Raw genomic sequence first — 12504 nt, 5'->3', positions numbered from 1 at the left:
GGCTCGTACGCGGAGCTCCTCGAATAGCCCCCGCCGGCGCTCCGCGTGCCGGTCCCGGCACCTGACGCCGGGGCCACGGCGGGGGGGGGGGGGCCCGCCCCCGCCCCAGCGGGCCGCCCCCCCCCCCCCCCCGCCCCTCGGGAAGCGAGCGGTGCCAGGTGTCACCGCGGCGACCGGTGATCGCCGCGGTGACCTCCGGCGTCACTGCGGGGTCATGCGCCCCACCACGTCCGGGTGCTCCTCGAGCCAGGCGGCGACGGCCTCCTCCTCCTTGCCCTGGCCGCGGTCCTTGATCTCGTTCTCGAGCGTGCCCAGTTCGTCCTCACTCATCCTGAAGCCCTTGATCCACTTCGTGAGTTCGGGGTACCGCTCGGGGAACGCCTTGTTCGCGATGGTGCGGATGGTGTTCCCCTCGCCGAAGAGCTTCTTGTCGTCCTTCAGCTTGGTCAGCTCGTACTCGCTGTACGACCAGTGCGGGGACCAGAGGGTGACCGCGATCGGCTCCTTCTTGGAGTAGGCGCGCTTGAGCTCGGCCAGCATCGCCGGCGTGGAGCCGTCGACGACCTCGTACTCCTCGTCCAGGCCGTACCCCGGCAGGACCTTGTTCTTGAGCAGGTCCATCTCGCCGGTGCCCGGCTCGATGCCGACGATCCGCCCGTCGAAGAGGTCCGCCTTGCCCTTGAGGTCCTCGAGGGACCTGACGTCCTTGACGTACGAGGGGACGGAGACCTCCAGCGAGGTCGGCTCGTACCAGGTGCCGAGGTCGACCAGGTCGTCCTTGCTCTGGTCCCAGAAGTTCTTCTGGGCGTACGGCAGCCAGGCGTCGAAGTTGAGGTCGATGTCCCCGCCGGCGAGGCCGGTGTAGACCGGGCCGACCTCCATCTGCTTCAGGTTCATCCTGTAGCCGCGCCGCTCGAGGACGTTCTTCCACAGGTAGGTGATCGCGACGTCCTCCTCCCAGGGGAACCACGCGACGGTCAGCGGACGCTTCGCCTCGGCCGGGGTGGCGGCGGAACCCGACTTCACCGGGGCCAGCTTGTCGACGACGTCCGGGTTGTCCTTGAGCCAGGCGCGGACGGCATCCTGCTGCCTGCCCTTGCCGGCCTTGTTGATCTCGGCTTCCAGGCCGGTGAGTTCCTCCTCGGTCATCGAGAAGTCCTTCAGCCACTGGCCGACGGTGGGGTTCTCGGCGGTGAAGCCCTTGCGTCCCAGGGTGTGCACGGCGTCGCCCTCGCCCCAGGTGCCCTTGGGGTCCTTCAGCTTCTTCAGGTCGTAGTCGCTGTACGCCCAGTGCGGCGACCAGAGCGTGACGACGACCGGTTCCTGCTTGCTGTAGGCGCGCTTGAGCTCGGCCAGCATCGCCGGCGTGGAGCTGTCGACGACCTCGTACTCCTCGTCCAGGCCGTAGCCCGGCATGACCTTGTCCTTGAGCAGGCCCATCATTCCGGCGCTGGACTCGATGCCGGTGATCTTCCCGTCGAAGGTGTCGGCCCTGCCCTTGAGGTCCTCGAGGGAGTCGATGTCCTCCATGTAGGCGGGCACGGCGAGTTCGAGCGTCGTCTCCTCGTACCAGGTGCCGAGGTCCTCGAGCTTGTCGCCGTACTTCTTCCAGTACTCGGCGTGGGTGGTGGGCAGCCACGAGTCCGTCTGGAAGTCGATGCTGCCCTGCGCGAGCGCGGTGTAGAGCGGGCCTGCGTCGAACTGCGTGGCCTCGACCTCGAAGCCGCGCTGTTCGAGGACCTCCTTCCACAGGAAGGTGGAGGCGACGCCCTCGTCCCAGGGGATGTAACCGATGGATATCTTCTTGCCGTTGCCGACGTTCCCGGCGTCGGCGGCGGTGCTGGTCCCGCCGCTCTTGCCGCCGCCGAAGATGCCCATGCCGCCGGCCACCAGGGCCAGGACGACGACACCGATCACGGCGACCTGCGGGCGGGGCCGGTAGGACCAGATCCTCAGTCCCTGCGCGGCGCGGGCCTTGGCGGCGGCGCGACGGCCGAGCGGGGACACCTGGGTGCCCAGGGCGCTGGTCATGCGGTCGAGGTAGATCGCCAGGATGACGATGGCGAGGCCGGACTCGGCGCCGAGACCGATGTTGAGCTGGCCGATGGCCTCGATGACGGCGCCGCCGAGGCCGCCGGTGCCGACCATGCCGGCGATCGCGGCCATGGACAGGCCGAGCATGATCACCTGGTTGACGCCCGCCATCACGGTGGGCAGCGCCAGCGGCAGCTGGACACGCAGCAGCGTGTTGCGGGGCGTGGTGCCGAACGCCTCGGCCGCCTCCACGAGGTCCTTGTCGACCTGGCGGATGCCCAGCTCGGTCATGCGCACGCCGGGAGCGAGCGCGAAGATCAGGGTCGCGACGATGCCGGGGGCGGGGCCCGTCCCGAAGAAGAGGATCGCCGGGATGAGGTAGATCATCGCGGGCAGCGTCTGCATGAAGTCCAGGACCGGGCGCACCAAGGCACTGACCCGGTCCGAGCGTGCCGCCCAGATTCCCACGGGCACCGCGATGACCAGCGCGATGACGGTGGCGACGACGACCAGTGACAGCGTCACCATCGAGTCCGCCCACAGTTCCATGGAATCGATGAAGGCGAATCCCAGGAAGGTGAGGACACCGGCGAGAGTGCCGCGCAGCCAGAAGGCGATCACCGCGAAGATACCGGCGAGCAGCAGCGGCTCGGGCGCCTGGAGGACGGCGTTGACGCCGTCGTAGGCGCCGGTGAAGACGGCCTTGAAGAAGTCGAACAGCCAGGTCACATGGGCGAGCAGCCAGTCGACGCCGCTGTTGACCCATTCGCCGAGCGGGATCCTAGGCACGGGCCATCACCTTCTCGTCCTCGCCGCGCGGGGAGTCGCAGGTGCCGGGGGCGCCCTCCTCGTCGCCGATGAAACCGACGAGCCGCTGCCGGGGCACGACGCCGATGACCGTGCCCTCCCCGTCGAGGACCGCCACGGGGTGCGCCGCGCGGGCGCTCATCGCACACAGGTCGGTGAACGGCGTCTGCGCCGTCGCGGTCTCGCAGGCGCAGTCGGCCTCGTCGCCGCGCACCTCGCGGTCCATCACGGCGCCGGCCGTCAGCACCCGGGAGCGGTCGACGTCCTGGGTGAAGGAGGCGACGTAGTCGTTGGCCGGACGGATCAGGATGTCCTGCGCGGTGCCGATCTGCACGATGCGGCCGTCGCGCATCACCGCGATGCGGTCGCCCAGACGCATGGCCTCGTTGAGGTCGTGCGTGATGAAGACGATCGTCTTCTTCAGCTTCTTCTGCAGCTCCACCAGCTGGTCCTGCATGTCGCGGCGGATCAGCGGGTCGAGCGCGCTGAAGGACTCGTCCATCAGCAGCAGGTCGGCGTCGGTCGCGAGCGCGCGGGCGAGGCCCACACGCTGCTGCATGCCGCCGGAGAGCTCGTCGGGCCAGGACTGCTCCCAGCCGGCCAGGCCACACAGGGCGAGCGCCTCGTCGGCGCGGCGTTCGCGCTCGGCGCGGGGCACGCCCTGCACTTCAAGACCGTAGGCGGCGTTCTCGCGAACGCTGCGGTGCGGGAACAGCGCGAAGTGCTGGAAGACCATGCTGATCTTCTTGGAGCGGACCGCGCGCAGCTCGCGGTCGGACAGCGCGGTGAGGTCCTCGCCGTCGAACCGCACCGCTCCGGCGGTCGGCTCCGACAGGCCGTTCAGCATGCGCAGCAGGGTGGACTTGCCGGAACCGGACAGGCCCATGACGACGAAGATCTCGCCGGGCTCCACGGTGAACGAGGCGTCGATGACGGCCGCCGTGGTTCCGTGGGCACGCAACTCCTCACGGTCTGCCTCGTTCTGGCGCAGTCTCTCGACTGCCTGGCCCGGTCGTCTGCCGAACACCTTGTAGAGGTGTTCGGCCTCTAGCCTGGTTGACACGCGTACCTCTTGTCTCGACGGCGATGGAACGGAGCGGCGCCCGCCGGGACGGTTCACGCGTGCGGACGGTTGAACCCGCAACCGGCATCGCTCCGGGGCCGCGCCTCCCCCGATTCGCCCACCCCAAACGCAAGCGTGTCCTGCGTCACATCCGAGCCGTGTCGTGCCGTGCGCGGCGCGTCCCGGGCCGGTGCCGCTGGGCGGCTGCCGGGCCCTGTCGGTGGCGTACGGCATGATGCGGAGCGTGACCGGACGACTGATGCTCCTCGATACCGCTTCCCTTTACTTCCGGGCCTACTTCGGTGTCCCGGACTCCGTCAGGGCCCCGGACGGCTCTCCGGTGAACGCCGTGCGCGGACTGCTCGACTTCGTCGACCGCCTGGTCAAGGACCACCACCCGGACGATCTGGTGGCGTGCATGGACGCCGACTGGCGCCCGGCCTGGCGGGTGGAGCTGATCCCTTCCTACAAGGCGCACCGCGTGGCCGAGGAGCGCCCGTCGGGCCCCGACGAGGAGGAGGTGCCCGACACCCTGTCCCCGCAGGTGCCGGTCATCGAGGCCGTACTGGACGCCGTCGGCATCGCGCGCGTGGGCGTCGCCGCGTACGAGGCGGACGACGTGATCGGCACGTTCACCGCGCGGGCGCGCGGCCCGGTGGACATCGTCACCGGGGACCGCGACCTGTACCAGCTGGTGGACGACGCGCGCGGGGTGCGGGTGCTGTATCCGCTCAAGGGTGTCGGCACGCTCCAGATCACCGACGAGGCCGTGCTGCGCGAGAAGTACGGGGTGGGCGGCTCGGGGTACGCGGATCTGGCGCTGCTGCGGGGCGACCCGAGCGACGGCCTGCCGGGTGTGCCGGGAGTGGGCGAGAAGACGGCCGCCAAGCTGCTGGCCGAGTTCGGCGACCTGGCCGGGATCCTGGAGGCGGTCGGCGATCCGCAGGCCAGGCTCACCCCGGCCCAGCGCAAGCGCCTCACCGAGGCGGGCCCGTATCTGGCGGTCGCCCCGAAGGTGGTCCGGGTCGCGGACGACGTCCCGCTGCCGGAGGTCGACACGGCGCTGCCGCGGACGCCGCGCGACCCGGAGGCCGTACGGGAACTGGCGGCCCGCTGGGGCCTGGGCGGCTCCCTGGAGCGGCTGCTGACCACCCTCGCGCGGTAGGAACATCACCGGCGCGCACGGGTCATCACCGGAAGGAAGTGTTAACTTAGGTAAACCTAACCGAGTGACAGGGAGAGGCCATGGCACAGCGACCCGGACGCCAGCCACGCAAACCCCACTCCGGGCAGGTGCTCCGCACCGAGCGGCTGACCCCGCACATGCAGCGGGTGGTGCTGGGCGGTGAGGGCCTGGCCGGCTTCACGGCGGACACCTGCACCGACCACTACGTGAAGCTGCTGTTCCCCGCCGAGGGCGTCACCTACCCGGAGCCGTTCGACATGCAGCGGATCCGCGAGGAGTTCCCGCGCGACCAGTGGCCGGTGACCCGGACGTACACCGTGCGCCACTGGGACGCCGGGCAGCGCGAGCTGACGCTGGACTTCGTGATCCACGGCGACGAGGGGCTGGCCGGCCCCTGGGCCCGGCGGGTCCTGCCGGGTGAGACCGTGTCCTTCATCGGCCCCGGCGGCGCCTACGCCCCCGACCCGAGCGCCGACTGGCATCTGCTGGTGGGCGACGAGAGCGCGCTGCCCGCGATCGCGCGCTCGCTGGAGGCCCTGCCGAGCGGTGCCAGGGCGTACGCCTTCGTGGAGGTCGAGGGGCCCCAGGAGGAGCAGAAGATCGACTCCCAGGTGGCGGTCACCTGGCTGCACCGGGGGGGCCGTCCGGTCGGTGAGGCGCTGGTGGAGGCCGTGCAGGGGCTGGAGTTCCCCGAGGGCCGGGTGCATGCCTTCGTCCACGGCGAGGCGCACTTCGTGAAGGAGCTGCGCCGTCTGCTGCGGGTCGAGCGGCAGATCGCGCGCGAGGACCTCTCGATCTCCGGCTACTGGCGGCGCGGTCACAACGAGGACGGCTGGCAGGCCTCGAAGAAGGAGTGGAACGCACGGGTCGAGGCGGAGCAGGAACAGTCGGAGTCGAAGTCGGCGGCCGCGACCGGCTGAGCCTCCACCGGGCAGCCACCGAGTCGCCTCCGGGACACACCCGAATCGCCCTCGAACCACCGCCGATCCACCGATCCGCCGTCCGGCCCGAGCCGGCCTCCTGGTACCCCGGCCGGCACACGTGGCGGCGCCGGTCGGGTGAACCCCGGCCCCCGCGCGGCGGCGGTCGGCGTGGCGCGGCGTCCCGCCCCCGCCCGCTGCCCGAGGATCCGGGCGCGTGACAGTCACCTTCGAAGAACTCGTGGCCAAGCAGCGTGCGGCGGACGAGGCGCATGTCCGCGTGCGCCATCTGCGGGAGACGTACGGGCCGCCCACGCGCACCAAGTGGAGCAGTCGGCAGACCACCACCTGGGAGACGGCCTGGCGGGCCTGGCGCGACCTCGCCCGTGACGTCCAGGTGGCGGTGAGCGAGTTCGCGCGGGCCGAGGGCAAACCGCGCCATGTGGTCGAGGCCGAGATCGGGCGGGCGGTACGGCACGAGGAACAGGGCGGTGCGGACGCGTAGCCTTGGCCTTCGTGACCCGCAGACGCAGGACCGTCCCGCCCTCTCCGCTGCCGCAGCGCGACGGGGTGGACCCGGTGCGGGTGCGGCTGCCCGGCGCGGGGCCGTGGGCCACCGTGCGGGACCATCTCGTGGCCCGGCTCCCGGCCGGCTCCGGTGTCGTCGACGGCATGTTCGACGCGGGGCTGATCGTGGGCGTGGACGGGCGGCCCGTGCCGGCCGACGCCCCCTATGTGCCGGGGCTGTTCGTGTGGTTCCACCGGGAGCTGCCGGCCGAGGTGCCGGTGCCGTTCCCGGTGGAGGTCGTGTACCGGGACGAGCACATCGTCGTCGCCGACAAGCCCCACTTCCTGGCCACCACCCCGCGCGGCAGCCATGTCGCCGAGACCGCGCTGGCCCGGCTGCGCCGCGAGCTGGGCATCCCGCTGCTGGGCGCCGCGCACCGTCTCGACCGGCTCACCGCCGGGCTGGTGCTGTTCACCGTGCGGCCCGGGGAGCGGGGCGCGTACCAGACCCTGTTCCGCGACCGGCTGATCCACAAGGAGTACGAGGCCGTCGCGCCCCACGACCCGGCGCTCGCCCTGCCCCGGACCGTGCGCAGCCGGATCGTGAAGGAGCGCGGGGTGCTGGCCGCCCGCGAGGTCGAGGGCGAGCCGAACGCGCTCAGCCGGGTCGAGCTCCTGGAGCACCGGGCCGACGGCCTCGCCCGGTACCGGCTGGTGCCCGGCACCGGGCAGACCCATCAGCTGCGGGTGCACATGAACGCCCTGGGCGTGCCGATCGTCGGCGATCCCCTGTATCCGGAGGTGACCGGCCCCGTCCCGGCCGGTGACTTCCGGCGCCCGCTGCAACTGCTGGCGCGGGCGCTGGAGTTCACCGACCCGGTGACGGGGGCACGGCACCGGCTGCTCAGTGGCCGGACGCTCACGGCGTGGACGTCGTACCAGGACTGGGCCGCGGACGGCCGCGCCGCCGGCGACCGCGCTCCGGACGGCCCGACCGCCGGGGCACAGACCACCGCGGACCGGAGCACCACGGGCAGAGCCGCCTCGGACCGGACCGCTGCCCACCGGCCGCCCCCGGCACCGGCCCCCCTCACCTCCGGTCAGTAGCCACGCCACCAGCTCAGGAAGCGCTGCCAGGCGCCCGGCGCGCGGGCCGGTTCCGCGGGGCCGGCCACCGGCCCGGCGGCCGGCGGCTCGGCCGACCGGGCTGCCGGCTGCGGGCCCGGCTGCGCGCCCGGTGTCCCGGCCGGGGCCGCGGGCCGCGGGGCGGGGACGTCGTGCTCTCCGGACGGACCGGGGCGGGTGGCGGACGGCGGTGCCGGTTCCCCCGGTGCGGGACTGCCGATGTGCCAGTCGCGGCGCGGGGCCGTCGGCCGGGCGTCGTGGTTCGGCCGCTCGGTGATGTCCTGCGGCGGTCTGGGGGTGAACCGGACGGGCAGCTCGACGAGGTGGCGCGAGGCGATCGATTCGGTGTGGCGCAGATCCTCGTCGTCGACGTCGAGTTCGAGGTCGGGCAGCCGCATCAGCAGCGCGTCGACGCCGATCTCGGCGATGGCACGCCCGATGTCCTGCCCGGGGCACTCGTGCGGGCCGCCGCTGAAGGCGAGGTGGGAGCGGTTGCCCTGCATGTGGGCGGTCGGGTCCGGGCGTACCCGCGGGTCCACGTTGGCCGGGGCGGGGGCGAACAGCAGTCCGTCGCCCCGGCGGATGCGCTGGCCGCCGAGTTCCGTCTCCTGTTTGGCGAAGTAGGCGAAGATGGTGCTGAACGGCGGCTCGTCCCACAGCAGTTGCTCCACCGCCTCCGGCACGGTCATCTGACCGCCGTTGAGCTGGGCCCGGAAGCGCGGGTCGACGAGCACCGTCCGCAGCACGTTGGCGAGGAGGTTGGCGGTCGACTCGTAGGCGGCGATGAGCACCACCCGCAGGTGCTCCCTGACCTCGTCGTCGGTCAGCCCGGCCGGGTGGGTGATGAGATGGCTGGCGAAGTCGTCCTGCGGTTCCAGCCGGCGGCGGGCGGTGAGCCGGCCCAGGACGTCCATGACGTACGCGTTGCTGGCGATGGCGGTCTCGGTGCCCCTGAGCATGTCGCGGGCCGACTCGACCATCCGGTCGTTGTACTCGTCGGGCATGCCGAGGATGTGGCACATCACGGCCATCGGCAGGTGCTCGGCGTACTGGCTGACGACCTCGGCCTCGCCCACTTCGCAGAACCGGTTGACGAGACGCTGGGTGCAGCGGTTGATGTGCCGGCGCAGACTGCGGAAGTCGATGGTCGACAGGGCGAAGTCGATCGCGCCGCGCAGCCGTTGGTGCTCCTCTCCCTCGGCGTGGGCGCACATCGGCTGCCAGGCGATGTGGGGCATCAGCGGGTGGTCGGCTTTGACCAGGCCGTCCCGGAGCGGGGACCAGATGCGGCTGTCGCGGGTGTACTGCGCGGGGGTGCGCACCATGTGCAGGTTCTCGGTGTGGCCGAGGACCACCCACACCGGCACGTCGTCGTGGAGCAGCGCGGGCGCCACGGGGCCGTGTTCGGCGCGGAGTTCCTCGTACAGCTTCTTCAGGTCCGCCGATTCGTGCAGCCGGTGCAGTCCCCCGGGGCCCTGGCCGTGCGCGGGGCAGCCGGGGGGCGGGGCGACCCGGGAGTCGTCCGTTCCGGTCGGAAGGTGGGATTCAGGCGTCACAGTGGTCGCTCCGGAAAGCAGGGGGAGAGCAGGGGGTCGGGGGTGTCAGGCGCGTGAGCCCGTCATGGCGAGCGAGTGCAGGAACCGCATCAGCGTGACCAGTACGTCCCGGCTGGAGGCGCGGCGTCGCACATCGCAGTCCATGATCGGGACGTCCTGGGGCAGGTCGAGCGCCGTCCGCAGATCCGTGAACGGATAACGGGGCGCGTCCGGGAAGGTGTTGACGGCGACGACGAAGGGCACGCCGCGTTCCTCCAGCCGTCCCATGACGTCGAAGCTGACTTCCAGGCGTCGCGTGTCGACCAGCACCACCGCGCCGAGCGCTCCCTCGAACAGCCCGTTCCACAGGAACCAGAAGCGCTCCTGGCCCGGGGTCCCGAACAGGTAGAGCACCAGTTGCTCGGTGATCTTGATACGGCCGAAGTCCATGGCCACCGTGGTGGCCGTCTTGGACGCGGACCCGAAGTTGTCGTCGACTCCGATGCCGGCCTGGGTCATGGTCTCCTCGGTGGTCAGCGGCTTGATCTCGCTGACCGACCCGACCATGGTCGTCTTGCCGACCCCGAAGCCGCCCACGATCACGATCTTCGCCGCGGCCTCGGCCGTGTGCGGCAGCTGGTCCTCGGTCCGTGGGCCCGGGATGGTCTCAGAGCCTTTGAAGTCCATGCATCACCGCTTCGAGAAGGGAACGGTCGGGGAGCGCCTTCCGGACGATCGGGGCGCGCGCCTGCACCAGTTCCGCCGCCAGCATGTCGGTGAGCAGTACGGTCACCACGCCGAACGGCAGGCTGAGGTAGGCCGAGAGTTCGGCCACGGACAGGGGGGCGGCACAGAGCCGGAGCAGTGCCGCCTGCTCGGGCGTGGCGGAGTGCGGGGGGTCCTCGACGCGCGCCACGATCAGCGTCACGAGGTCGAGGTCCGCGCGGTTCCCGTCCGCGCCGGTGACGACGTACAGCCGCTCCGGGTTGGGCCGTTCGTCCTCCTTCTTGTCCGTGGCCGGTTGGGGAGGAGCGTCCTCCCGCGGAGAGCGCCTCTGGCGTTGCGGAGGAGTCATACGGTCGTCCCGTTCCGGCGGGGCGGGCTGGTGAGATGGGCGCCGATGCGGACGACGAGGTCGCGCATCATGGCCCCCATCCGCCCGGGTTCACAGGTCATGTCGGAGAGCACCGCGAGATAGGCGTTGGCGCCGGCGGCCATCAGGTAGAAGTAACCGCCGTTGATCTCGATGATCACCATCTTCATCTCGCCGTCGCTGCGCGGGAGTTCCCCGGCGACGGCACCGGCGAGGCTCTGCACGCCGGCACAGGCGGCGGCGACCCGGTCGGCGGCGTCCGGCTCGCCGCCGAAGCGGGCGATGCGCAGGCCGTCGGCCGAGAGCACCACGATCATCTCGACGCCGGGTACACCGTCGGCGAGCTCCTTGAGCATCCAGTCGAAGTTGGCCCGTTGCTGGATCACTTGAGGTCCCCCTCGTCGTCGGCCTCGGTGCGGGCCGGTTCGTTGATCAGATGCAGGTACGCGGTCGGGTTCCGGGTGAAGTCGGTGGGGTGGACGCCGGGTTCGAGGTCCTTCTTCAGGCCGTCCCAGAACGCGTCGACCCACAGCCCGGGTTCGCGGTCGTCCTTCGGCCCGGCCGGTTCGGGCTCGGGTGCCGGCCAGGGGGACCTGATGGTCTCGCCCCGCTCGGCGGCCTCCCGCTCTGCCCGTTCGGCGGCGGCCTGCTCGGCGTACCGCTGGGTCAGCGACGTCTTCATCCGGCTGCGGCGCTGCGGCAGCCCGTTGGAGGTCCATTCGGTGACCTCGGGGACGTCGTCCTCCATGGAGACGGTGGCGGGGATGCTCGGGCTGGTGGGGCGGCGCTTCTTGGGGGCGCGCTTGGGGCCGGGGAGCGCGTCGACCTGCATGGGCACGGCGGTCGCGCCGATGCCGTGGGCGAGGCCGACGCCGGGCTCGGTGGTCATCATGTCGCTGGGCACGATGAGGACCGCGCGGACGCCGCCGTAGGCGGAGGCACGCAGCGAGACCTGCATCTTGTATCCGGAGCAGAGCCGGCCGATGACGGCGAGGCCCAGACGGGGGCTCGTGCCGAGGTCCTGGAGGTCGACACCCGCCTTGGCCTGCTCCAGCTTGTCCTCGATCCGGGTCCGCGCCTTCTCGTCGAGGCTGACCCCGGCGTCCTCGATCTCGATGGCGACGCCGGTCTGCACCTCGATGGCGGTGACGTGGACCTTGGTGTGCGGCGGCGAGTAGCGCGTGGCGTTGTCGAGGAGCTCGGCGACGGCGTGGATGACCGGCTCGACGGAGATGCCCTTGATGTTGACCTTGGCGATGGACTTCAGATCGATGCGCCGGTACTCGAGGATGCGGGACATCGCGCCGCGCAGCACGCTGTAGAGGGCGACGGGCTCGGGCCACTGGCGTCCGGGGCGGCCGCCGCCGAGTACGGAGATGGAGTCGGCGAGGCGGCCGATCAGCGCGGTGCCGTGGTCGATGCGCAGCAGGTCGTCGAAGACCTCGGGGTTGCGGCCGTGGTCCTCCTCCATCTCCCGCAGTTCCTTGGCCTGCTGGTGGACGATCGCCTGGACGCGGCGGGCGATGCTGACGAAGGAGCGCTGGGAGGAGTCGCGCAGGGCTTCCTCGTCGTCGATGATCTTCAGCATCGTCTTGAGCAGCTTGATCTGGTACTCGGGCAGATCACGCCAGGCCGGGTTGACCTCCTTGAGGTGGAGGAGCACTTCCCTGGGGGTGTTTCCGCGGTGCAGGAAGTCCAGGGCCTCGGGGACGACGGCGTCCGCGAAGTGCAGCGTCTCCGTGTCGTGGGAGGCGATCCGCGCTTCCAGATACGCGCGGTGACGGTCGTGCCCGGCTCGCTCGTCCCGCAGGGCGCGGCCGCGGCGCACCGCCTCGGCCGCGGCGGTGATCACCAGCAGGGTGGCGACGACACCGCAGGCGCCGACGGCGATCCGGGCGGGCTCCGTCACCAGGGCGACGGCGGCTCCGGTTGCCGCGGCCATCAGTATGGCCGGCAGCAACAGCACGCGCGCGTAGGGAAGTTCGCGTCGACCGGGCGGGGACTGGACACTCACCATGTAGGCCTCTGGAAACGAATCGGCTGGTGGTCGGGGGACGTTCGGGGGGAGACGGACCGGGAAGTCATGGGAATCATCCGCACAAGAGGGAACAGACACACGAATTCATCCCAACTCGGTGCGCTGCGGGCGAGCTTAGTCCGACAGGATCAACGCCGTGTCATATTCGGCAAGCGCCGGAAATGACCCCTGGGGCAGGAGTACGCTCGAACCCATT

Annotated in this window: 11 protein-coding genes; 4 read left to right on the top strand and 7 right to left on the bottom strand. The window is 71.2% G+C overall.

All coding sequences use genetic code 11. From position 1 onward, the window contains the following. Positions 1–201 precede the first annotated feature (201 nt). A complete protein-coding gene (locus ACFWVE_RS27395) occupies positions 202–2823 on the bottom strand; it encodes an ABC transporter permease/substrate binding protein (RefSeq protein WP_384019244.1) in 2622 nt (873 codons plus the stop codon). Further along, entirely contained in the window at positions 2816–3904 is a 1089-nt protein-coding gene (locus ACFWVE_RS27390) for a glycine betaine/L-proline ABC transporter ATP-binding protein (RefSeq protein WP_384019241.1), read from the bottom strand. Before ACFWVE_RS27390 ends, ACFWVE_RS27395 begins: the two co-directional genes overlap by 8 nt. A 235-nt stretch (positions 3905–4139) precedes the next feature. Here ACFWVE_RS27390 and ACFWVE_RS27385 point away from each other — a divergent pair, with 235 nt between their 5' ends. The 4 genes from ACFWVE_RS27385 to ACFWVE_RS27370 all read left to right on the top strand — a co-directional run bounded on the left by ACFWVE_RS27385 (position 4140) and on the right by ACFWVE_RS27370 (position 7624). Beyond that, complete coding sequence (locus tag ACFWVE_RS27385; protein ID WP_384019246.1) at positions 4140–5069, top strand: 5'-3' exonuclease H3TH domain-containing protein; 930 nt, start codon at positions 4140–4142, stop codon at positions 5067–5069. An 80-nt stretch (positions 5070–5149) separates the two neighbouring features. Then, positions 5150–6010: a siderophore-interacting protein gene (locus ACFWVE_RS27380; protein ID WP_384019239.1), complete on the top strand. Its 861-nt coding sequence runs from the start codon at positions 5150–5152 to the stop codon at positions 6008–6010. Positions 6011–6227: 217 nt separating this feature from the next. Further along, a complete protein-coding gene (locus ACFWVE_RS27375) occupies positions 6228–6515 on the top strand; it encodes a hypothetical protein (RefSeq protein WP_384019237.1) in 288 nt (95 codons plus the stop codon). Between the two features lie 11 nt (positions 6516–6526). Beyond that, entirely contained in the window at positions 6527–7624 is a 1098-nt protein-coding gene (locus ACFWVE_RS27370) for a pseudouridine synthase (protein ID WP_384019234.1), read from the top strand. On the opposite strand, the gene ACFWVE_RS27365 is transcribed toward ACFWVE_RS27370, so the two are convergent. From ACFWVE_RS27365 to ACFWVE_RS27345, 5 genes are read right to left on the bottom strand one after another with little or no spacing between them, the layout of a single operon-like run. Further along, a complete protein-coding gene (locus tag ACFWVE_RS27365) occupies positions 7618–9198 on the bottom strand; it encodes a cytochrome P450 (protein ID WP_384019231.1) in 1581 nt (526 codons plus the stop codon). The two genes, ACFWVE_RS27370 and ACFWVE_RS27365, sit on opposite strands and share 7 nt — an antisense overlap. Before the next feature lie 45 nt (positions 9199–9243). Then, complete coding sequence (locus ACFWVE_RS27360; RefSeq protein ID WP_384019228.1) at positions 9244–9864, bottom strand: ATP/GTP-binding protein; 621 nt, start codon at positions 9862–9864, stop codon at positions 9244–9246. Continuing rightward, positions 9845–10252 carry a DUF742 domain-containing protein gene (locus ACFWVE_RS27355; protein ID WP_384019225.1) on the bottom strand — a complete coding sequence of 136 codons (408 nt, stop codon included), beginning with the start codon at positions 10250–10252 and terminating at the stop codon, positions 9845–9847. Before ACFWVE_RS27355 ends, ACFWVE_RS27360 begins: the two co-directional genes overlap by 20 nt. Continuing rightward, a complete protein-coding gene (locus tag ACFWVE_RS27350; RefSeq protein ID WP_042168469.1) occupies positions 10249–10656 on the bottom strand; it encodes a roadblock/LC7 domain-containing protein in 408 nt (135 codons plus the stop codon). The genes ACFWVE_RS27355 and ACFWVE_RS27350 overlap by 4 nt, the downstream gene beginning before the upstream one ends. Beyond that, positions 10653–12287: a sensor histidine kinase gene (locus ACFWVE_RS27345; protein WP_384019222.1), complete on the bottom strand. Its 1635-nt coding sequence runs from the start codon at positions 12285–12287 to the stop codon at positions 10653–10655. The genes ACFWVE_RS27350 and ACFWVE_RS27345 overlap by 4 nt, the downstream gene beginning before the upstream one ends. Positions 12288–12504 lie beyond the last annotated feature (217 nt).

It is taken from the genome of Streptomyces sp. NPDC058632 (assembly GCF_042717095.1).
Lineage (GTDB): Bacteria > Actinomycetota > Actinomycetes > Streptomycetales > Streptomycetaceae > Streptomyces.
The sequence above is the reverse complement of the archived record's forward strand: the minus strand, read 5'-3'. Positions and strand labels throughout refer to the sequence as shown.